Source organism: Streptomyces sp. NBC_01363, assembly GCF_026340595.1.
GTDB lineage: Bacteria > Actinomycetota > Actinomycetes > Streptomycetales > Streptomycetaceae > Streptomyces.
The window spans coordinates 5,309,027-5,330,469 of sequence record NZ_JAPEPF010000001.1 but is presented as its reverse complement, the minus strand read 5'-3'; the positions used below and the strand labels follow the sequence as shown (position 1 = coordinate 5,330,469).

At 72.8% G+C, this 21,443-nt stretch carries 16 protein-coding genes and 2 pseudogenes; 8 read left to right on the top strand and 10 right to left on the bottom strand.

Annotation, left to right across the window (positions count from 1 at the left end; translation table 11 throughout):
* Nucleotides 1-23 precede the first annotated feature (23 nt).
* Nucleotides 24-1,676, bottom strand: coding sequence for a glycoside hydrolase family 13 protein (locus tag OG611_RS24150; RefSeq protein WP_266423727.1), 1,653 nt, complete (start codon nt 1,674-1,676; stop codon nt 24-26).
* Nucleotides 1,677-1,816: 140 nt separating this feature from the next.
* Nucleotides 1,817-2,299, bottom strand: a complete 483-nt coding sequence (locus tag OG611_RS24145; protein ID WP_266423724.1) for a GNAT family N-acetyltransferase — start codon at nt 2,297-2,299, stop codon at nt 1,817-1,819.
* Between the two features lie 219 nt (nt 2,300-2,518).
* Between OG611_RS24145 and pgm the strand changes: the two genes are divergently transcribed.
* Complete coding sequence (gene pgm / locus OG611_RS24140) at nt 2,519-4,159, top strand: phosphoglucomutase (alpha-D-glucose-1,6-bisphosphate-dependent) (protein ID WP_266423722.1); 1,641 nt, start codon at nt 2,519-2,521, stop codon at nt 4,157-4,159.
* A gap of 45 nt (nt 4,160-4,204) precedes the next feature.
* Here the strand turns inward: pgm and OG611_RS24135 are convergent, their stop codons facing one another.
* Complete coding sequence (locus OG611_RS24135; RefSeq protein WP_266423719.1) at nt 4,205-5,878, bottom strand: PHP domain-containing protein; 1,674 nt, start codon at nt 5,876-5,878, stop codon at nt 4,205-4,207.
* Between the two features lie 321 nt (nt 5,879-6,199).
* Between OG611_RS24135 and OG611_RS24130 the strand changes: the two genes are divergently transcribed.
* The 4 genes from OG611_RS24130 to OG611_RS24115 all read left to right on the top strand — a co-directional run bounded on the left by OG611_RS24130 (nt 6,200) and on the right by OG611_RS24115 (nt 11,687).
* Nucleotides 6,200-8,239 (top strand): SpoIIE family protein phosphatase, encoded by a 2,040-nt coding sequence (locus OG611_RS24130; protein ID WP_266423717.1) that lies wholly within the window; start codon nt 6,200-6,202, stop codon nt 8,237-8,239.
* A gap of 90 nt (nt 8,240-8,329) precedes the next feature.
* Complete coding sequence (locus OG611_RS24125) at nt 8,330-8,941, top strand: TetR/AcrR family transcriptional regulator (protein ID WP_266423715.1); 612 nt, start codon at nt 8,330-8,332, stop codon at nt 8,939-8,941.
* Between the two features lie 68 nt (nt 8,942-9,009).
* Nucleotides 9,010-10,713, top strand: a complete 1,704-nt coding sequence (locus tag OG611_RS24120) for an acyl-CoA dehydrogenase family protein (protein WP_266423713.1) — start codon at nt 9,010-9,012, stop codon at nt 10,711-10,713.
* 122 nt (nt 10,714-10,835) lie between these two features.
* On the top strand, nt 10,836-11,687 hold the full coding sequence (locus tag OG611_RS24115; protein ID WP_266423711.1) for a hypothetical protein: 852 nt from the start codon (nt 10,836-10,838) through the stop codon (nt 11,685-11,687).
* A gap of 220 nt (nt 11,688-11,907) precedes the next feature.
* Here OG611_RS24115 and OG611_RS24110 read toward each other — a convergent pair whose 3' ends face one another.
* The 7 genes and pseudogenes from OG611_RS24110 to OG611_RS24085 form a co-directional block, all read right to left on the bottom strand.
* The gene (locus OG611_RS24110) at nt 11,908-12,567 is read right to left on the bottom strand and encodes an SRPBCC family protein (RefSeq protein ID WP_266423710.1); all 660 of its coding nucleotides are present in this window, start codon (nt 12,565-12,567) and stop codon (nt 11,908-11,910) included.
* A 62-nt stretch (nt 12,568-12,629) separates the two neighbouring features.
* Complete coding sequence (locus OG611_RS24105) at nt 12,630-13,742, bottom strand: XdhC/CoxI family protein (RefSeq protein WP_266423707.1); 1,113 nt, start codon at nt 13,740-13,742, stop codon at nt 12,630-12,632.
* Nucleotides 13,735-14,496, bottom strand: coding sequence for a VWA domain-containing protein (locus tag OG611_RS24100; protein WP_266423705.1), 762 nt, complete (start codon nt 14,494-14,496; stop codon nt 13,735-13,737). The genes OG611_RS24105 and OG611_RS24100 overlap by 8 nt, the downstream gene beginning before the upstream one ends.
* Before the next feature lie 3 nt (nt 14,497-14,499).
* Nucleotides 14,500-15,369 carry a xanthine dehydrogenase family protein subunit M gene (locus OG611_RS40695; RefSeq protein WP_323180270.1) on the bottom strand — a complete coding sequence of 290 codons (870 nt, stop codon included), beginning with the start codon at nt 15,367-15,369 and terminating at the stop codon, nt 14,500-14,502.
* Between the two features lie 102 nt (nt 15,370-15,471).
* A pseudogene (locus OG611_RS40690) lies at nt 15,472-16,662 on the bottom strand (xanthine dehydrogenase family protein molybdopterin-binding subunit); the annotation flags it as partial.
* Between the two features lie 71 nt (nt 16,663-16,733).
* Nucleotides 16,734-16,937, bottom strand: a pseudogene (locus OG611_RS24090) ((2Fe-2S)-binding protein); the annotation flags it as partial.
* 16 nt (nt 16,938-16,953) lie between these two features.
* Complete coding sequence (locus OG611_RS24085) at nt 16,954-17,253, bottom strand: DUF1876 domain-containing protein (protein ID WP_266423699.1); 300 nt, start codon at nt 17,251-17,253, stop codon at nt 16,954-16,956.
* Between the two features lie 255 nt (nt 17,254-17,508).
* On the opposite strand from OG611_RS24085, the gene OG611_RS24080 reads away from it, so the two are divergent.
* From OG611_RS24080 to OG611_RS24070, 3 genes are all read left to right on the top strand, one after another.
* Entirely contained in the window at nt 17,509-18,339 is an 831-nt protein-coding gene (locus tag OG611_RS24080; protein WP_266423698.1) for a PP2C family protein-serine/threonine phosphatase, read from the top strand.
* A gap of 66 nt (nt 18,340-18,405) precedes the next feature.
* The gene (locus OG611_RS24075) at nt 18,406-19,401 is read left to right on the top strand and encodes an MASE1 domain-containing protein (RefSeq protein ID WP_266423696.1); all 996 of its coding nucleotides are present in this window, start codon (nt 18,406-18,408) and stop codon (nt 19,399-19,401) included.
* Nucleotides 19,402-19,820: 419 nt separating this feature from the next.
* Nucleotides 19,821-21,374, top strand: coding sequence for an exopolysaccharide biosynthesis polyprenyl glycosylphosphotransferase (locus OG611_RS24070; protein WP_266426176.1), 1,554 nt, complete (start codon nt 19,821-19,823; stop codon nt 21,372-21,374).
* Nucleotides 21,375-21,443 lie beyond the last annotated feature (69 nt).

Here is a 21,443-nt window from a genome sequence, read left to right as displayed (position 1 = left end):
TGCCGCCCGCCCGGCCGCGCGGATCATCCGTCCGCCTGCCCGGAGGGGCGACCGTACGACCGCAGCCAGGCCGCGGTGTCCCGCGGGAGCCGCCCCTGCTCGTCCAGCGGGCCGCTGAGGAGGAGGGTGCCCGTGTCCTCGGGCAGCTCCACGGGTTCCTCCCCCAGATTGACCAGACAGACCGGTCCGCCGGTGCGGGTGAAGGCGAGCACGCCGGGTGCGGAGGGCAGCCAGGTCAGCTGCCGGCCACCGGCCCCCGCCGCGCGGAAGCCGGGCTCGGTCCGGCGCAGCCGCAGCGCCTCGCGGTAGAGGCTGAGCATCGACTCCGGGTCGGTGCGCTGCCGGTCGGCGGCGTACGAGGACCAGCCGGCCGGCTGCGGAAGCCATGGCTCCGTGGTGGAGCCGAATCCGGCGTACGGTGCCTGCGCCGACCACGGAAGCGGTACCCGGCAGCCGTCGCGTCCCGGGTCGGTGCCGCCCGAGCGCAGGTGCATCGGGTCCTGGATCCGGCCGCGCGGGACGTCGGCTTCCGGAAGTCCCAGCTCCTCGCCCTGGTAGAGGTAGACCGCGCCGGGCAGGGCGAGCGACAGCAGGGCCGCGGCGCGGGCCCGTCGGCTGCCCAGTGCCAGGTCCGTCGGCGTGCCGAAGGTCTTGGCGCCGAAGGCGAATCCGGTGTCCTCGCGGCCGTACCTGGTGGCGGTCCGGGTCACGTCGTGGTTGCACAGGACCCAGGTGGCGGGGGCGCCGACCGCGGCGTGCTCGGCGAGCGTGTCGTCGATCGTGGCACGCAGCCGCCCGGCGTCCCAGGGGCAGGCCAGGAAGTTGAGGTTGAAGGCGGTGTGCAGTTCGTCGGGGCGCAGATAGCGGGCGAAGCGCTCGCTGTCCGGGAGCCAGACCTCACCGACGAAGACGCCCCCGTACTCATCCGCGATGGCCCGCCATGAGCGGTAGATGTCATGGAGTTCGTCGCGGTCGCTGAACGGGTGGGGGTCGCGGCCCGCGACGAAGTCGGGCAGTGCGGGGTCCTTGGCGAGCAGGGCCGCCGAGTCGATCCGGATGCCCGAAACGCCCCGGTCGAACCAGAAGCGGAGCACGTCCTCGTGCTCCTGGCGGACCGTCGGATGTGCCCAGTTGAGGTCGGGCTGCTGGGCGGCGAACAGGTGCAGGTACCACTCGCCGTCCGCGAGCCGGGTCCAGGGGACGCCGCCGAATTCGGAGACCCAGTCGTTGGGCGGGAGTTCGCCGTCCGGGCCGCGACCGGGCCGGAAGTGGAAGAGTTCCCGCTCGGGGCTGCCCGGCCCGGCGGCCAGGGCGGCGCGGAACCACGCGTGCTGGTCGGAGACGTGGTTGGGGACGATGTCGACGATCGTGCGGATGCCCAGTTCACGGGCGTCCGCGATCAGTCCCTCGGCCTCGGTGAGACTGCCGAACGCGGGGTCGATGGTGCGGTAGTCGGCCACGTCGTATCCGCCGTCGGCGAGCGGCGACAGATACCAGGGCGTGAACCAGATCGCGTCCACGCCCAGTTCGACGAGGTGGGGCAGCTTGGCGCGTACGCCCGCGAGATCGCCGGTTCCGTCCCCGTCGCCGTCGGCGAAGCTGCGTACGTAGATCTGATAGATGGCGGCGTCTCGCCACCAGTCCGCGGTGTCCCGGGGCGCGGGGCCGACTGCCACGTACGTGTTCCTCTCGCGGGGAGCTGACACAGCGCCCTCGGCAGGGGCTCCGCCGGGACGCGGCACACTCAACCACCGCGCACGGAGGAGATCAACACCTCGGCCTCCGGCCGGATCCTCGTCCCGGACGGCGGACCGTGTCAGCCGTGCGCCGTCCACCGGTACCTGACGTCCGGTTCCTGCTCCTCGTTGCGACTGCCGTCGTCGAACCCGACCGCGGTGAACCCGTGCCGCTCGTAGAAGGCACGGGCGTCCGTGTTGCGCTGGAAGACGTACAGCGTGAGCTCCTCGGGCGAGAGCTCGCGCACCTCGGCCAGGAGCAGCGAGCCGATGCCCCGACGCCGTGCGTCGGGGCGCAGGTAGAGGTGTTCCAGCTCGGTTCCGTCGAGGGAGGCGAAGCCCAGCGGTTCCCCGGCACCGGTCTCGGCGATCCGCACCGTCGTTCCGGGCAGGACGACATGGGTCATCCAGGCGAGCGTGTCCTCGTCGCTGTGCACCTTGGGCAGGTACGGCATGGACGCGGCGCGCGAGTCGAGGAAGAGCCGGGTCAGCGGCCCGGCATCCTGGGCGGTGGCCCCGCGCAGCTCCACCCGGCTGTCCGGCGCAAGATCGTTCGGTGCCATCTCGTCTCTCCTGGTCCGGCCGGAAACCCGCCGCTTCGCGCAGTCCGCGGTGGACTGCTGTTGATCGTGGACGAACCTATGCCGGGCCCCGTCGCGGCCGCCAGCGGGTTTCGGCCCGTCCGTCCGTCCGGGCGGGGCAGTCGCGGGGCGGCGCGGGCCACCCGCGAAAATGTGGCGGGGGAAGACCGAAGCGACCGACCGATACGGAGGAGTGGGCAGATGCCGCACGAACGAGCTGGACAGCCGGCCCGGCCGGAGGATCTCATCGATGTGGCCCGGCTGGTGACGGCGTATTACGCGCTGCACCCGGACCCGGCCGAGCCGGACCAGCGGGTGGCGTTCGGCACCTCCGGTCACCGCGGGTCGTCCACGGCCACCGCGTTCAACGAGGACCACATCGCCGCCACCAGCCAGGCGATCAGTGAGTACCGGGCGCGCCAGGGCACGGACGGGCCGCTCTTCCTCGGTGCCGACACCCATGCGTTGTCGGAGCCGGCCCGGATCACCGCCGTCGAGGTGTTCGCCGCCAACGACGTGACCGTGCTCATCGATCCGGCCGACGGCTACACCCCGACCCCGGCGGTCTCGCACGCCGTCCTCGGCCACAACCGGGGCCGGACGGCGCGGCTCGCCGACGGTGTGGTGGTCACTCCCTCCCACAACCCGCCCGGCGACGGCGGGTTCAAGTACAACCCGCCGAACGGCGGCCCCGCCGGGTCCGATGCCACCGGCTGGATCCAGGAGCGGGCCAACGAGATCATCGCCGCCGGGATGAAGGACGTACGCCGGCTGCCGTACGCCCGCGCACGGGCGGCGTCGACCACCGGGACCTACGACTTCCTCGGCACCTATGTGGCCGACCTGCCGTCCGTGCTCGACCTGGACGCGGTCCGCACGGCCGGAGTGCGTATCGGCGCCGACCCGTTGGGCGGCGCGTCGGTCGCGTACTGGGGCCGGATCGCCGAACAGCACCGGCTCGATCTGACGGTGGTCAATCCGCTGACCGACCCCACCTGGCGGTTCATGACGCTGGACTGGGACGGAAAGATCCGGATGGACTGCTCGTCGCCGTACGCGATGGCCTCGCTGATCGGGCAGCGCGACCGCTATCAGATCGCGACCGGGAACGACGCCGATGCCGACCGGCACGGCATCGTCACACCCGACGCCGGGCTGATGAACCCGAACCACTACCTCGCCGTCGCCATCGACTACCTGTACGCGCACCGCGAGCAGTGGCCGGCCTCCGCAGGCGTCGGCAAGACGCTGGTCTCGTCGGGGATGATCGACCGGGTCGCCGCCGGTCTGGGCCGTGAGCTGGTCGAAGTGCCGGTCGGCTTCAAGTGGTTCGTGGACGGCCTGGTCGACGGCTCGCTCGGGTTCGGCGGCGAGGAGTCCGCCGGGGCCTCGTTCCTGCGCCACGACGGATCGGTGTGGACGACCGACAAGGACGGCATCATCCTGGCGCTGCTCGCCTCGGAGATCCTCGCGGTGACGGGCAAGTCCCCGTCCGAGCACTACGCCGCGCTCACCGTCCGGTTCGGCGAGCCTGCGTACGCCCGGATCGACGCCCCCGCCGACCGCGAGCAGAAGGCGGTGCTCGCGCGGCTCTCCCCCGAGCAGGTCACCGCCGACACCCTGGCCGGTGAACCGGTCACGGCCGTGCTGACCCGGGCGCCCGGCAACGGCGCGCCGATCGGCGGCATCAAGGTGACCACCGAGAACGCCTGGTTCGCCGCCCGCCCCTCGGGCACCGAGGACGTGTACAAGATCTACGCGGAGTCCTTCCTGGGCGCCGACCATCTCGGCCGGGTGCAGGAGGAGGCCAGGGCCGTGGTCTCCGCGGCGCTGGAGGCCTGAGTCCGGCCGGGGCCGCCCGAGGGCGGCCCCGGCCGTGCGGCGGGCTCAGCGGACGACGTCCACGAAGACCGGGTTGGTGTAGAACCAGGTGTCCAGCCACGGGTTGCCCCGGCCCGGCTCGTGCGGCAACGGGCCGTGCGGATCGATCGCCGCGCCGAGGAACCCCTTGCCGTGGCGCTTGCCGTCGCTGCCGCGCAGCCGCAGGTAGAACGGCTCGTCCGCGCGGCCGACCGGGATGCGCAGGGTGTACGTGCCGCGGCGGCCCGAGACATCGGCGGTGTGGGCGAGCCGTGTGTCGGGGGCACGCCAGTCGTCGCGGTCGGCGGCCGGTCCGCGGACCGCGCCGCGGATGACGTCGACATGCTCCAGACGCGGCAGCACACCGTAGGGGTTGCGGCGGGACGCGGCGGTCACCGTGACGGTGAGGGTGAGCCGCTCGCCGCGCCGGGCGCGCAGCCGGCCGCCGAGCGTGGCGCTGTTGCCGTGCTCGCCGCGCACCTTGACGTCGATGCCGTCGACGAGATGGCCGTGGTCGACCCAGACCCGGCCGGCCCGCAGCCCCTCCATCACGTTCCGGTAGCCGTACCGGGTGACGCCGACGTGCGTACGGCTGAACTGGCCGGGCCAGAAATCGCCGCCGGGCTGCGGTTCGGTGGTGTTGTACGGGTCGGGGAGGTGGCCGGTGTTGTCGAAGTCCCGGCCGGGCGGCCAGTCGCCGTTGACCCAGGTGTCCTGGGCCACGCGGTGGACGTCGGAGTTGGAGGTGATCGTGAAGAGCTTGCCCTCCGCCAGCATGGCGTCCCACAGGCCGCCGACGGTCGCGGTGGCCCAGTCGAATCCGCCGTAGGTGACGTAGGCCTCGCGCGGGTAGCCGGGCCAGGAGTCGGCGGACGGTGAGTTGGTGTACTCGCCGCGGATGTTGGTGTCCGGGTGCCAGCCCGGGATCGCACCGGCCTGGGCGCCGGGGGCGCCCTCCATGCCGATCATGATCTCGGGGGCGGCGTCGCGCCAGCCGCGCATCTCGTGCGGGGAGTCGATGCCCAGGCGCATGGGGTGGTTGGCGAGGACGAGCACGTCGTCGACGTACCGGGTGCGGCGCTGTTCGGCCAGCCACTTGAGGGCCTTGAGCGCGTGCGCCTCGTTGCGCGGGGTGTCGGGGTGCGTCGGGGCGCCGGCCGTGTAGCCGAGCAGCTTGCCGTCGAAGGCCTCCTCGAAGCGGGTGAGGAGGTCGACCTCGTGCCGTCCGGGTGGCGAGAAGACGGTGCAGTGCTCGGCTCCGGGGATGTACCACTCCAGCCCCTGGAAGATCAGCATGCGCTTGTTGTCGGCGCGGGCCTTCAGGATCTCCCGGTGTTCCTGCGCGGCACCGAAATCGGCGTGGCCGATGTTGCTGTGCTCGGTGAAGACCATCCAGTCGAGGCCGAACTCCTGTCCTGCCGAGGCGAGTTGGGAGAAGGTGTACTTGGCGTCGTGGCTGTACACGGAGTGGTTGTGATGGTCGCCGACCAGATAGACCAGGTCCGGGGCGTGTCCGTGACCGTGCCCGTGGGACCGGCCTCCCCGGCTGTCGGCCACGGCGGGCAGCGGCAGTGAGGCGGCGGCGAAGGCCGCGCCGAACAGACCGGCGCGGCGCATCAGCCCTCGGCGGCTGAGGCCCTGGGGGTCGAGCGACTCCGCGGGAACCTGGGGGTCGGCCCATTCGGGCACGGGGTGGGACATGACGCGTCGTTCTCCTTCGTGCGGGGCGGCGGCGGTCCGGGGCCGGACCGCGGGGCCGCCACCAGGAGGATTTCTTCATTCCGGAACCGCCCGGTGAACCCGGGACGAAATGCGGGAGTCGCGCCCGTGGCACGCCGGTGCGGTCGCGCGCACCCACCGGGCGGAGCTCCCCCGTCCGCCGCTCCCCGGGTGGCGGAGTCCGCGCGGTGCGCCGACGCTTGTCCCTAACCTGCCGATCCGGGCGGGCGGGCGGAGCCTGATGGGGGTGAATCCGTGTCGGACGCCGGTGCACCGGTCCCCGAGCCGGCAGGGGCCGACGGTATGGCGGCGGCGATCCTGCACACCCTGTTCGCCCAGTCCGCCGTGGGACTGCACGTACTGGACACGCGGTTGCGGGTGATACGGGCGAACGTCCTGTCCGACACCGTTCCCGCCGAGCGCCTCGCGGGGCAGTACTTCACCGACGCGTACCGGCTGGAGAGGCCGCACGAGGCGGAGCGGGTGCTGCGCGGAGTGCTGGAGAGCGGTGTGGTCGTGCGCGATCTCGTGGTCCGCGGCCGGCTCATGGACATGCCCGGCCCCGATCGCAGCCTCAAGGTGTCCGTCCACCGGCTGGACGACGCCCGGGGGCGGACGCTCGGGCTGCTGGCCACGGTCGTCGATGTGGACGAGGAGGAGAAGGCGCGCACCCGGGCGGCGTGTCTGACCGCGGTGCGCACCCGGGTGGGCAGGTCGCTCGATGTGGCGGCCACCTGCGAGGGGCTCGTCGAATCCGTGGTGCCGGTGTTCGCCGACTTCGCCGTCGTCGAGGTGGTGGACGAGGTCCTGCGGGGATCGGATCCGCCGATGGGGCCGCTGGGACACGATGTCCCGTTGCGCCGCGCGGCCCTCCGAGGTCTCGGTGCCGACGGTCACCGGGACGGCCTCGTCGGCGAGATGCGCCGGCTGCCCGCCCGTACGCCCTACGCCCTGGCTGTTTCGGACCTGCGGCCCCGGCTGGTCCGGATCACCGCCCGGACGCCCTGGCTGAACGCAGCCCCCGCCAGCACGCGGCTGATCGAGGCGATCGGGGCCCACTCCATGATCGTGGTCCCGCTGAAACTGCACGGCGCGGTCCTCGGCCTGGTGAGTCTCTACCGGTGCCGGGAGTCGGAGCCCTTCGAGGAGAACGATCTCCCGCTGACGCTGACGGCCGCCGCCCATGTCGCCCTCAGCATCGACAACGCGCGGCAGTACGAGCGCGACCACGTGATCGCTTCGACGGTCCAGCGCCGGCTCCTTCCACAGCACGACAGCGACCACGTCGCCATGGAGACCGCCCATGTCCTGCTGCCCGGACGCAACAGCGGCTCCTGGTTCGACACCATCGGCCTCTCCGGCGCCCGCACCGCCCTGATCGTCGGTGCCGTCGAGGGGCCGGGGCTCCAGACGGCCATCACCATGGGCCAGTTGCGGACCGCCATCCACGCGCTGGCCGGACTCGACCTGGAACCCGACGAGGTGCTCGCCCGGCTGGCCGACACCGCCGACCGTCTCGCCGGGGAACGGGCGGCGCTGCCGCCGGGGGACCGGCTGCTCGGGCAGTCCCTGTCGGCGACCTGCATGTACGCCGTCCACGACCCGTTCGCCGGCACCTGCACCATCGCGCGGGCGGGGGACGCGACACCGGGCCTCGTCGCCCCCGACGGCACCACGAAGCCCCTGGACGTGCCCGAGGGTCCCCGGCTCTTCTCCGGCGACAGCGCCCCCTTCGCCACGGCCACCTTCGCACTCGACGAAGGCAGTGTTCTGGCGTTCTTCTCCGGCACCCCCATGCCCGGGGGCCGGCAGTCGGCGGGCCTGCGCGAGGCCTTCGCGGACCCCGGCCGCAGCCTGCAGGACCTGTGCGACGACGTGGTCTACAACCTTCCGGCCGACGCACACCCCGGGGGCGCCGCCCTGCTCCTCGCCCGGACCGGCGTGGTCCCGCCGGACCGGGTCGCGGTCTGGGAGCTGCTCCAGGACCGGACCACGCCGGGCACGGCCCGCACGCTCGTGCGCGACCGGCTCGACGGCTGGCACCTCGACGAGGAAACGATCGAGGCGACCGAACTCATCGTGAGCGAGCTGGTCACCAACGCGGTCCGCTACGGCACCCCTCCCCTGCGGCTGCGGCTGATCCTGGACCGCACGCTCACCTGCGAAGTACGCGACAGCAGCCCGGTCTCACCCCATCTGCGCCATGCCCGCACGGTCGACGAGGGCGGACGCGGACTTTTCATCGTCTCCCAGCTCGCCACCCACTGGGGTACCCGCTACAGCGCCGACGGCAAGACCCTGTGGACCGAGCAGGAGCTCGGGCCCGCCACGGACGATTCCTGACCGGGCCGGACACTTCCGTGACGGGCCATTGCACCCGGAGAACAACAGTGGTTGGCTGGACAACAGAAGATATGAATCGGGGTTCAGATCATGGCCTACCGACCCACCGCCCGTACGGAAGCGACCCGGATCGCCCACCGTGAACGGCTGCTCGACGCGGCACGGCAGCTGCTCGCCGAGGGCGGGTACCCGGCGGCCAGCATCTCCGCGCTCGCCCGGCGGGCCGGCGTCGCCACCGGCAGCGTGTACAACCACTTCGCCTCCAAGCAGGAGCTGCTCGCCGCGGTCTTCCGGCATGTCGCGGGCCATGAGCTCAGCGCGGTACGGGAGGCGGTGCAGGCACACAGCGGCGTCACCGAGCAGCTGCGCGCGCTCGTCGAGGTCTTCTCGTACCGCGCGCTGCGCAGTCCCCGTACGGCCTGGGCGCTGCTGGCCGAACCGGTCGATCCGCTCGTCGAGGAGGAGCGGCTCACCTACCGGCGCGGCTACCACATCCTCGCCGAGACGGTCATCGTCGCCGGTATCTCCTCAGGTGAACTACCCCCGCAGAACGCGCAGTTGTCGGCCGCCGCCGTGATCGGGGCGGTCGGCGAGGCACTGCTCGGGCCGCTCTCCCCGGTCGGTGCGCGGACCGACCCGGAACCGGTCGTGGAGAGCATCACCGCGCTGTGCCTCAGAGCGGTCGGCGCCGAAGGCGCCTGAACACGAACCGCCCGCCCCGCCGCTTCCCCCGCCGCCCCGACCGCCGACCCAGGACAGGACCACCCGCCATGACCGTCACCCAGCACCGGACCGGCCTGCCGCCCGCAGCCCCCGCGCCGCACCCCACCCACGAGGTCACCAACCAGGCACCGCCCCGGAAGGACCTCGACGAGTACGGCACCAACCTGCCGCTCGCCGAGGCCGTCCGCACCTTCGGCGCGGCCTGGCACGAACCGGAGCTGCACGAGATCGGCACCCTGGTCGGCTCGGAGCGCTTCCAGACCTCCGCGGAGCTCGCCCACAACTCGCCGCCCGTCCTGCGCACCCACGACCGGTACGGCAACCGCGTCGACGAGATCGACTTCCACCCCGCGTACCACGAGATCCTCGGCGGGGCCGTGCACCACGGCACGCACACCGCGGGCTGGGCCGACCCGAAGCCCGGAGCGGCGGTGGCGCGGGCGGCGTCGTTCATGCTGTTCGCCCAGATCGAGCCCGGCCACGCCTGCCCGATGTCCATGTCGCATGCCGTGGTCCCGGTCCTGCAGCGCGATCCGGAGGTGGGCCGGGACTGGCTGCCGGGCCTGCTCAGCCGCGCGTACGACCCCCGGTCGATCGCCCCGGGCGAGAAGTCCGGGCTCACCTTCGGCATGGGGATGACGGAGAAGCAGGGCGGCTCCGACGTGCGCGCCAACACCACGCGGGCCGTCCCGCTGGGCTCCGACCCCGACGGCCGGGCCCATCTGCTGACCGGCCACAAGTGGTTCTTCTCCGCCCCGCAGTCGGACGCCTTCCTGGTGCTGGCCCAGGCCGAGGCCGGACTCACCTGCTTCCTCGTGCCGCGGGTACTGGCCGACGGCACCCGCAACACCGTCCGTATCCAGCGGCTGAAGAACAAGCTCGGCAACAAGTCGAACGCCTCCTCCGAGGTGGAGTTCGACGGCACCTGGGCGGTACGGGTCGGCGAGCCCGGCCGCGGTGTCCCGACCATCATCGAGATGGTCAACCACACCCGGCTCGACTGTGTGCTCGGTACCACCGCGGGCATGCGCCAGTCGGTGTCGGAGGCGATCTGGCACGCCCGGCACCGCAGCGCCTTCGGTGCCCGGCTGGCCGACCAGCCGGCGATGACGGCGGTCCTCGCCGACCTGGCGCTGGAGACGGAGGCCGCGACCTGGACCTCGCTGCGCCTGGCCCACGCGTACGAGAGCGGCAGCGGCGAGTCCGAGGAGATGTTCCGCCGACTGGCCACCGCGGTGTCCAAGTACTGGATCTGCAAGCGCGGCCCGCACCACGCCTACGAGGCGCTGGAGTGCCTGGGCGGCAACGGCTACACCGAGGACTGGCCGCTGGCCCGGCGCTACCGCGAGCAGCCGGTGATGGCGGTGTGGGAGGGGTCCGGCAACGTCATCGCCCTCGATGTGCTGCGGGGCATCGGAAGAACACCGCAGTCGCTGGACGCCTTCTGGGCCGAGCTGGAGACCACGGCCGGTGCCAGTTCGGTGCTGGACGCACACGTCCGCCGGGTCCGCCAGGAGCTGGCCGAGGACCTGCGCGACCCGCTGGCGGCGCAGACCCGCGCCCGAGCGTCGGTCGAGGGCATGGCGCTGGCCCTGCAGGCCTCGCTGATGCTCCGTCACGCTCCCGCGGCGTCGGCCGAGGCGTTCGTGGCCGCCCGGCTCGGCGAGGCCCGTGGCCACCAGTACGGCATCCTGCCGCGCGGCACCGATGCCGCGGCGATCGTGGAGCGGCACTTCGGCACCGGCGGCTGAGCCGTCACCACCTCCGCTCCCCCCGGCGCGGGTGCCGGGCGGGCGGGCTCGGGCCGTGCGGCGGCTGACGCCCGCCCGTCGTCGCCGGGCGTGGCCGGCCCGTCGCGCGTTAGGTTGGCTTCATGGAGTCGAGACCCCGCACCCTGTGGCTGCGTACCGAGCCCCTCCACGCAGTGATCTACTTCGACGAGGAGTGCCGGGGCATCGGGAAGTCCGTCGGCCTCAAGGGCTTCTGGATGGGGTACTTCGCCACCCGTACGGCCCCCATGGGGCGGATCCGCCCCGAGGCCGCCACCGCCGCACTGGGCGTCTTCGCACCCGGCATGGTGGCCCGTGCGCTGCCCGACGCATGGCGGGTCGTCACCCCCGAGAAGCTCATCGATCTGCGCGCCCGGCTCGCCGCCCGTGCGCTGCGCCGTCTGGTCCCCGGAGTCGACTCCCTCGCCGGCCGGCTCGTCCCGCCGCTCGCCGCGATGGTGACGGCCGCCTCGCCGCTCGCCCGACCGCTGTTCGCCGCGAACCGCCCGCTGTGCGACCGCACCGATCCGGTGGAAAGCCTGTGGCAACTCACCACCACGCTGCGGGAGTTCCGGGGCGATGCGCACATCGCCGCGCTCGCCGACCACGGTCTCGACGCGCCCGAGGCGCTCGTTCTCGCCGCCGCCACGGACCGTGTCCCGCGCGAGGGCATCCGGCTCGACCGCGGCTGGAGCGAGGCGGAGTGGGCGGACGCCGAGGAACGGCTTCGCTCCCGCGGCCTGATCGACGCGGAGTCGGATGCCACGCCACGCGGCCACCGGGAACGGGAGCTCGTCGAGGACACCACCGACCGGCTGGCCGCCCGGCTGCTGTGCCCCCTCGCCGAGAGCGCGGCGGACGAACTGCTCGCCGCCCTGGAGCTGCCGACCCGGCAGGTGCTGGGGGCGAAGCTGCTGCCGTTCCCCAACTCGATCGGCCTGCCCCGGCCGGTCTAGGCCCTGTCGTCGAACCGCCGTCTGCCGTGCGGCGCCCGGCACGCACGCACGCGGCGTTGCCGAAATGGCCTAGAGGCCGGTCGCAGGGTCCGGGCGGGACCGGCACAGCAGGATCACCGAGCACACCTCCGCGAAGGCGCACGAGGGCATGGTGTCCCCCGCGGCCCCGGCAGCACGGAATCGGTGACTTCCGCACGCAACGGTACGGCTCCGGCGGCGGTCACCCGCTGTGACACGTGCCGCACGCACCGCCGCAGCGGCAGCAGCGCCGGGCGATCAGCACGGCCAGCACGGCGAGTGCGGCCACGGCCACCGCCCCCGCGGCGCCCTTGGCCACCGGTCCGCCCGCCGTGCGCAGCAGATCGATCGGTTCGGCCCCGCCCGTCGGTGAGGTGTCCGCCGCGTCGTCGGCGGACTGTGCCGATGCGGACGGTTGCGCGGCCGAGAGCCGTTGCGCGAGGCAGTCGGCGAACCGGCCGACGAGTCCGTCGCTCACATCGCTCATGACCCCGCGGCCGAACCGGGCCGGCCGTCCGGTGACGGTGAGGTCGGTGGTCACCGAGACGGTCGTCCCGCCGTCGTCGCCGGTCAGTGCGGCGGTCACCGTCGCGCTCGCCGTGCCCTGGCCGCGTACTTCGCTGCCCCGGGCGGACAGGACCATGCGATGGGCCGCGTCGTCCTTCTCCAGGAAGGTCGCCGTGCCCCGGTACGTCACGGTGATCGGTCCCACCCGCACCTTCACGGAGCCCTTGACGGTGTCACCGTCGAACTCCTCCACGGTCGCGCCCGGCATGCACTGCGAGACATGTTCGATGTCGAGCAGTGCCCGCCAGGCCTCGTCGACCGGGACCGGCACGGTGAATGAGTTCTGCAGCTGCATGGTCCGCTCCTCTCACGAATCACAGCGGTCACGAAGACCGCGGGGTCATGGGGCCGGCGCGGTCACCCGGATCCGAGCCGCGGGCGGTGGATCGCCCCGGCCGTCTCCGTGAGCGGGCTGCCCGTGCCGCCCCAGCGCAGGGCCACGATCTCCGCGGCGATGGAGACGGCCACCTCCTCGGGGGTGCGTGCCCCGAGGTCGAGGCCGATGGGGGATCGCAGCCGCGCCAGTTCCGCTTCGCCGAGCCCCGTCTCGCGCAGCCGGGCCATGCGGTCCTCGTGGGTCCGGCGGCTGCCCATCACACCGATGTACGCGGCCGGGGTGCGCAACGCCACCTCCAGCAGCGGGACGTCGAACTTGGGGTCGTGGGTGAGTACGCACATCACGGTCCGCCCGTCGGTCTCCGTGTCGCGCAGATACCGGTGCGGCCAGTCGACGACGACCTCCGCGCCGTCGGGGAAGCGGCGAGGGTCTGCGAAGGCGGGGCGGGCGTCGCAGACGGTGACCCGGTATCCGAGGAACGCGCCGATCCCGGCCACCGCCGCCGCGAAGTCGATCGCGCCGAAGACCAGCATCCGGGGCGGCGGGGCGAACGACTGGAGGAACACGGCGACGTCGTCCTCGCGCCGTTCGCCGTTCGGGCCGTAGTGCCGCAGTCCCGTTGCCCCTCGGGCGAGTTCCCCGCGTGCGTCGGCGGTCACCGCGGCGTCGAGGCCGCTCGCGCCCAGGGACCCCGAGATGGTGTCCGGCCGGACCACGAGGGCGGCGCCGCGCGGGGCGGGTCCGTCGGTCACGGTGGCGACCACCACCGGGCGGTGCTCGGCGACCGATGCGGCGACCTCGCCGAAGGCGGGGTCGCTCGCCGACGTCACCGGGCGTACCAGGAGGGTGATCTCGCCGCCGCAGGTGAGTCCGACGGCGAAGGCGTCCTCGTCGCTGTATCCGAAGGTCTCCAGCCGGGCCCGGCCGGTCTCCGCGACTTCCTTGGCCAGTTCGAAGACCGCGCCCTCGACGCAGCCGCCGGAGACGCTGCCCACGACCTCGTCGTCCGGGCCCACGGCCATCGCCGCGCCGGGGCCGCGCGGCGCGCTGCGGCTGACCGCGACGACGGTGGCGAGCCCGAACGGCTCCCCGGCGGCGTACCAGCGGCCGAGCACCGGCAGGATCTCACGCATCGGAAGCCACCCCCCGTACCACCGCGGCCAGATGTTCCAGGGCCGCCAGACTGTGCTCTTCGACGAACGCGTCCACGTGCGGCAGCGCCGCCGCCATGCCCGCCGCGAGCGGTGCGTAACCGGGGTGCGCCTTGCGGGGATTGGCCCGGACCACGCGATGCGCCAGCCGGTGCAGCCGACGCATCTGAGCGGCGAGCAGTGCGGGGTCCGCGCGCTCCCAGCCGTCGGAGAGGACGACCACCACCGCTCCCCGTGCGCAGGAGCGCTGCCCCCAGCGGTCGAGGAACGCCTCGAACTCGTCGTCCGCCCGGTCGACTTCGTCGACGAGCAGGACGGATGGCTGGGTCTCCACCGCCTGGAGCAAGGGGCATGCGATGGGGAAGCGTCTGCTGTACAGCTCGCTCTCCAGCCGGTCGGCCTCGGTGATCCCGGCGGCTTCGGCGGCCCGCAGATGGAGCAGTTGGCGCGGGAAGTCCCAGTCGTACAGGGCCTGGGAGGCGTCGATGCCCTCGTAGCACTGGAGCCGGATCAGAGGTGCGCCGAGAACGTCCGCGAGGGCCGGGGCGAGGGCCGTCTTGCCCACGCCCGCGTCGCCCTCGCGGACGAGCGGCCGGTGCAGCCGGAGCGCCGGGAAACAGGCGATGGCGAGCCCTTCGTCGACGAGGTGGCCCGTTCGCTCCAGGCGGGCGCGCAGCTCCGCCGGTCCGCCCTGCGGCCCGCCCGTTCCGTTCGCCCCGGCCGCCGGTCCGGTCACCTGTCACTCCGTCCCGGCCGCGGCCAGCACCGCGCGCCGGGTCAGCACCCGGGCGAGGTGTTCGCGGTACTCGGGCGTCGCCGACAGGTCGGAGGCGGGGCGGGTGCCCTCCGCCGCCGCGTGGGCGGCGTGCACCACCGCGGCCGGGCCGGCCCCGGCTCCGGCGAGCGCCGGCTCGGTGGCGCTCGCGCGCAGGGGCGTGGCGCCCATGTTGGTCAGGCCGATGCGGGCCTCGGCGATGTGGCCGTCGTCGCGCCGTACGAGTGCCGCGACACCGACGACCGCCCAGCCCTGGGCGACCCGGCTGAACTTCTCGTAGTGGAAGCCCCAGGCGTCGGTCCTCGGCACCCGGATCTCCACCGGCAACTCGTCCGGTGCCAGGGATGTCTGCAGGTAGTCGACGAAGAACTCGCGGGCCGGGACGGTGCGCCTGCCGCGTGGCCCCGCGGCCACCATCTCGCCGTCCAGGGCGAGCAGTACCGCCGGGAGGTCGGCGGCCGGCTCGGCGTGGCAGAGCGAGCCGCCGGGTGTGCCGCGGTGCCGTACGGCGGGGTCGGCGACGGTCTCGGTGGCGGTGGCGGTGGCCGGCAGACCGGCGTGGCGGCGTACCAGGGGGTCGTGGAGGACGTCGTGGTGGGTCGTCATGGCTCCGATGACGAGCGATCCGGTGGCGGTGTCCTCGCGGACGCCGCGCAGTTCCGGGATCCGGCCGAGGTCGACGAGGAGTTCGGGGAAGGCGAGGCACAGGCGGAGGATGGGGATCAGGCTCTGTCCGCCCGCCAGGACCTTCGCCTCCTCGCCGCCGTCGTGCAGCGTGCGTACCGCATCGTCGAGGGTGTCGGGCCGTGCGTAGTCGAATGCGGCGGGAATCATGTCGTCGCCCCCTTCGCCCGTGCGTCCCTCGACGGCCTGCCAGATGCGCAGCGGGGTGCACGGCATGGCCACGTCCCGCACGCCGAGCGGCCGCAACTCGATAGGGTCCACGCCGAGTTCGGCCGCGAGTTCGTCCATGGTCCGCTCGATCGCGAAGGTCGCCTCGGGGCGGCCGGCGCCGTGGTAGGCGTCGGTCGGCGTTCTGGTGGTGAAGACCCCGGTGCACCGGAAGGCGTACGCGTTCATCTTGTAGACCCCCGGGTACATGAACGCGCCGAGCAGCGGAATGCCGGGGGTGATCAGCATCAGGTAGACGCCCATGTCGGCGAGCAGGTCGACGCTCAGACCGAGGATCCCGCCGTCCTTCGTCGCGGCGATCTCGATGTCCTGGATCTGGCCGCGGCCGTGATGAGTGGCCAGATAACCCTCGGAGCGGGACTCGGTCCATTTGACGGGCCTGCCCGGCTTCCTGGCCAGGGCGAGGGCGACGGCCTCCTCCCCGTACACCTGGAGCTTGGAGCCGAAGCCGCCGCCGACGTCCGGGGCGATCACCCGCAGTCGCTGTTCGGGAATCCTGGTGACCATGGAGAGGATGACCCGGGCCACGTGCGGGACCTGGGTCGTGGAGTACAGGGTGTACTCGTCGGACCAGGTGGGCGGTGTGGCGACCACCGCTCTGGGCTCCATGGCGTTGGGGATGAGGCGCTGCTGGGTGTAGCGGCGGCGGAGCACGACATCGGCGCGGGCCTTCTGCGCCGTGTATTCCCCCGTGGCCAGCGGCCAGGTGTAGCAGCGGTTGGTGCCCTTGTCCGCGCGGACGAGCGGGGCGTCGTCGGCCAGCGCGGCCTCCAGGCCGAGCACGGGCGGCAGGGGCGTGTGGTCGACCTCCACGGCCTCCAGCGCGTCCGCGGCGGCGTACCGGCCGCGGGCGACGACCAGGGCGACGGGGTCTCCGGCGTACCGCACCTCGTCGACGGCGACGGCGGGGTGGTCGGGCATGACGATGTCCTCGGTCACCGGCCATACGCACGGCATGGGGCCGAGTTCGCCGGCCAGGTCACGGCCGGTGAGGGCGGCGATCACGCCCGGCCGTTCCAGCGCGCGCGACACGTCGACGCGGTCGATCCTGGCGTGGGCCATGGGGCTGCGCAGGATCGCCAGGTGCAGCAGGCCCGGCACGGTGATGTTGTCGGTCCAGGTGGTGCGGCCGGTGACGAGCCGGGCGTCCTCCTTGCGGGTCCGGGAGCGGCCGACCTCGGGGCGTGGCTTCCCGGTGGTGACCGGACCGGTCATGTCCGTTCCTCCTGCCGGGCGGCGACCGGGACCGCGGGTCGTTGCCCGTCCGGCCGGCCGGCTTCCGTGGGCTCGGCCGGTACGGCCAGCACGGAGCAGCTCTTGACCCTGTCGCCGTCGAGTTCGACGGTGCATGCCCCGCAGTTGCTGGTGTCGCAGCCGACCGGGGTGCCGGTGAGGCCCAGGTTGTCCCTGAGGTAGTGGACCAGCAGCAGTCGGGGCTCGACCTCGTCCTCGTACCGTGTGCCGTCCACCGTCATCGACATGCGGGTCATCTGCGCTCCCGGGGGATCAGGCCGTGGTGTCGGACCATGCGTAGGGCGGGGCCACGGGGCCGCTCGCGGGTCCGGCGCCCACAATCTCCAGTTCCTCGTCGGCGGCCTTCATCAACTGTGCGGCGACGTCCTTCATGGCCCGGCTCGCCGCGAGTTCGTCGCCGATGACGGGTACGTCCACGTCCTGCGGGTTGCAACGGGCGACCCCGTGTCCGGTGAGCTGTGCGGAACCGGTGTCCAGCACCGCCTCCGCCCTGGTCGTCCCGTCGTCCTCGGTCAGACCGAGACGGAGCCTCCACTCCAGCGTGCGGGCCATCGCGCACCTCCTGCGACCGCGTCCGGTCGCGATGCGCCGCCTCGACGCGGTCCTGTCACCAGGATCCACCCGCTCCGGCGGGTTCGCGCGTTCCGGCTCGTCCTGCGGAGATCACACCGCCGAAATAGGATGCGGGATGTCGAATTCCACCGAAGGCGGGCGCCGGCCGGCCGTCGCACCGGGATCCGGTCCGTCGGCGCCGCCGCGGCAGTCCCTGTGTTGCGCCGCGCGGGCGAACGCAGTGCGGAGCGGCCCATGAACCGGCGTCGTCCTCCCCGTTCGGCGAGCGCCGAGGAGTTGCTCACCACGCTGCAACAGCTCACCTCCCGGGCCCGCCGCGAGGTGGAGCTCCATCAGGCGCGGGTGGAACTGGCCGAGGTGCTCCAGCGCGAGATGCTCCCCGCGGCGCTGCCCGCCCGTCCCGGCCTCCAGATCGCCGCCCGGTACACACCGGCCCGCAGCGGGCTGGACATCGGCGGCGACTGGTACGACGGATTCGTACTGCCGGACGGTGCGCTGGCCTTCGCCATCGGGGACGTACAGGGCCACGACGTCGAGGCCGCCGCGTTCATGGGCCAGATCCGCATCGCCATGCGGGCGATCGCCGCCACCGCCACGGACCCCGGCGAGGTCGTGGGCCGGACCAACGACCTGCTGGTCTCGGTGGGCTCCGGCCTCTTCGCGACCTGTACGTTCGTCCGCCTCGACCCGCACACCCGGGAACTGCACAGTGCCCGCGCCGGGCATGTCGCCGCGGTGTGGGCCACGGCCGACGGCCGTTCCGGCCTGACCAGTGACGAGGGCGGGCTGCCCCTGGGGATCCAGGCGGGCGAGCGGTATCCGGTCACCCGGCGGCAGCTGACGGCTCCGGGCGCGTTCGTCCTGGTCACGGACGGAGTGGTCGAGGGTCCTTCGTTCCCGATCGACCGGGGTATGGATGCGGTGATGCGGCTGGTGCTCGCACAGGTCGGCGCCGACGCCGGCGAGCTGGCCGACGCGGTGCTGCGGGCGGCGGAGCAGACCGGGCACCAGGACGACGCCGCCGTCCTCGTGGTACGTCACGGGGCCGCCCCCGGCCGACCCTGATCCGCAGGACAGGCCGTAGGCGTGTCAAACAGCCGCCACCCGTCCGGGCGGTGTCTGATGAGATGTGTGATCCGCAGCGAGAGAACCAGCAGTACGGCCGTGGCCGTACTGCGTGTCCTGGCCGTCGCCGCTGCCTACTACGCGGCCGGAGGGCTCGGCCTCATCCGGGAGGTGTCCGTCCACGGCGCGGTCGTCACACCGCTCTGGCCGCCGACGGGCATCGCGCTGGGCGCCCTGCTCTACCTGGGCCTGAGCGCCTGGCCCGGTATCGCGCTGGGCTCCCTGCTCGTCGTCGCCACACTCAGCGGCTCGGTCACGCCCTCCACCTTCGCCGTCGTGGCGGGCAACACCGTGGCGCCCGTCTGCTCGTATCTCATACTCCGCGGGGCCGGTTTCCGCAGGGAGCTGGACCGGCTGCGCGACGGGGTCATGCTGGTCTTCCTCGGCGCGCTGGCCGGGATGGTCATCAGCGCGACCGTGGGCACGGGCATGCTGCTGCTGGACGGCAAACTGCCCCTGAGCGGGTTCTGGCCTGTCTGGGCGGCATGGTGGTCGGGGGACGCCATGGGGGTGCTCGTGGTCACCCCGCTGCTGCTCGTGCTGCGCAGGCTGCGGATGCCGCGGACCACCGACCGGTGGATCGAGGCGAGCGTGCTGCTGATCGTCTCCGTCACGATCTCGCTGGTGGCGACCCGCAGCTCATTGGCGATGCTCTACCTGGTGTTCCCCCTGGTCGTCTGGGCCGCCCTGCGATTCCGGCTGGCGGGGAGCGCGCCCTGCGCCCTCCTCGTGTCGGTCCTGGCAGTGATCGCGGGAACGCAGGGGGTGGGTCCGTTCGAGGGCCATACCATCCTTCACGTGATGGTCAACCTCACCGTGCTCAACGGCTGCGTGGCCCTGATCGCGCTGCTGCTCGCGGCGCTCGTGACCGAGCAGAGCAATATCCGGCACAGGATCGAACGCGCCTGCGAGGAACTGGCCGAAGTGGTGGATCATCTGGCGCCGGGAAGGACGGCGGCCGCGTGGCCGCCCCGGCCCGAGGATGAACTCGACGGCGGCTGAGCACCACGCGCCCCTCCGTCACCGCCCCGGGCGCACTCCCGCGTCGGCACAACACACCGAAACGATTCGGCCAACGGCCGTCACCAACTGCCCACTTGCTCGTTTGTTGGCCGGGGAAGGTCTCCCGACAGCACGTCGTCGCGGACGAACCTGGTGGGCAGGCAGAGCAGTTGCCGGCATACATGTCCGCACACAACCCGATTCAGGTGTATTTCAAATGCCAATAATTGGCCGCAGACCAAGAGATCCGGCGCGGAACGGGACGAGATCCGAGTCAGTGCGCATGTCTGAACTTCACGAGAACTCCAGCGAAATGGCACGTGTGTGGATATCGTGCACCGAGCGAGGGCGCATCCGTCAGTCCATGAGATCGGCGGATGCGCCCCGTTTGTGACGATGCAACTGTGACTGGGGGGTTCATGGGGCATGTCGAGCTACCCGATTCGGACAGATCAGCACCCGTGGGACTGGCGGGAGCGCCGCGTCCGCGGTCTGTTGCGGATCGGCCTCGCAGCAACGAACTCGACGCGTTGTGGAGGGCGCCGAGCGCACAGCGCGAACGTTCCGGGCCGGCCGCCGCGAGGAGAAGGACGGCCCGGTGCATACCGGTCGTCGTCGGCGCCGAACTTCTCGGCCTCGGGGTTCCGGCATGGCTCGTCCTGCGCATCGGCGAGCAGTCGCGGACCGCGGTGGCCGCGTCCGTGGCCGTGGCCGCACTGGCGTGGTCCGGCCTGCGGGCCGTGCGCGGCCGGTACGCGGACCGGCCCCCGGGCGGACCGCCGGGGGTGCTGGGCACGACCGGGGACTGGCTGCTCCTCATAGGTGTGCTCGCCGTGCTGGGCACCATCACCGGCGGATCGGCCGATCCCGCGGAGACGGTCGTGGCACTGCTGCCCGGCCTGCCGGCCGGCATCGCGGCGCAGGCCCTGCGGCGGCTGCCGTGGCCGGGGCGCCGGCAGCGGGCCGTCCGGCGGGTGCTGGTGGTCGGCGAGGCGCCGGGGGTGGACCGCGCCGTCCGGATGCTCGCGTCCCGTGCGGACCATCCGTACGCGGTCGTGGCCGCGGTCCCGGTGGGGACCGCACCGCTGGAGTGCGGGGTCACGGTGCCGGGCCGGCTCGCACCGGCTCCGGCCGACGACGACGTGTCGACCGTGCTGGGCGGGGCCTTCGCCCAGGAGGCGGACCTGGCGCTGGTGGTTCCCGGGCCCCGGCTCTCCGAGGAGCGGCTGTGCCGGCTCACCCGGGGGCTGCACGACGGCGGGCTCTCGCTGTCCGTGCTGCCGGGGCTCTCGGGCATAGCGGCCGACCGGGTGCGGCCCACCGCGGCGGCCGGGCTCACCCTGCTGCACATCGCGCCACCCCTGCGCCGGGGGCCGCAGCCCGCCCTGAAGGCCGTCGTGGACCGCGTCGGCGCCGCCCTCGGCCTACTGGTCCTGGCACCCCTGCTGATCCTGATCGGCGCGGCGGTACGGCTCGGCTCCGCCGGGCCGGTGTTCCACCGCCAGATCCGCCACGGGCAGCACAATCGGCCATTCACGATGTGGAAGTTCCGCACCATGGTGGCCGACGCGGAGAGCCACAAGCAGCGGCTCGTCGCCGCGAACGAGATCGACGGCCCGATGTTCAAGATGCGCCGCGATCCCCGGGTGACCGGAATCGGCCGTCTGCTGCGCCGGTCCTCGCTCGACGAGCTCCCGCAACTGCTCAATGTGCTCCGCGGCGACATGTCACTGGTCGGTCCACGCCCGCCGTTGCCGGAGGAGGTGTCCCGCTACGACGAGCGCGAGCTCCGGCGGCTCACGGTGAAACCGGGACTGACCGGTCTGTGGCAGGTCAGCGGCCGCTCGGACCTGTCCTGGCAGGAGACGGTCTCGCTCGACCTGTGGTACGTCGACAACTGGTCGGTGGCCACGGACGTGGGACTCATGGCCCGTACGCTGCGCGCCGTCACCGACGGCCGCGGGGCGTACTGAGAGCGGCGGCCGTCGATGGGAGGAGCGCGAACGCTCCGGCTGTGCGCGGCCGACCCGCGCCGGTCGGTC